This is a genomic window from Gluconobacter sp. GP1 (assembly GCF_032913585.1).
In the GTDB taxonomy this organism is placed as follows: domain Bacteria; phylum Pseudomonadota; class Alphaproteobacteria; order Acetobacterales; family Acetobacteraceae; genus Gluconobacter; species Gluconobacter cerinus.
Genome location: NZ_JASGXC010000096.1, coordinates 1 through 203, shown reverse-complemented (window position 1 = coordinate 203; position 203 = coordinate 1). Strand labels below are relative to the sequence as shown.

General features: G+C 61.1%; 1 pseudogene. It reads left to right on the top strand.

What is annotated here, in order from left to right:
• Positions 1 to 203, top strand: a pseudogene (locus R5H23_RS17070) (ATP-dependent helicase); the annotation flags it as partial.

The following is a 203-nucleotide window of genomic DNA, read 5'->3' as shown; positions in this document are numbered from 1 at the left end:
TCCGTCAGCTCGCGCATCGCCATGCTCAAGGAAAACATGGTGCTTCCCCCGGATGCCGTGGCCTGGGTCGAGGGACGGATTGCGACGGATGCCATCACCGAAGGCGATGACATCATGGTCTGGCGGGATGCGGCCGTGCTCTATCCTGCCTATCAGGCGATGCTGCGCGAAAGCAATCGCGCGGATTTTGCAGACCTTCTGCT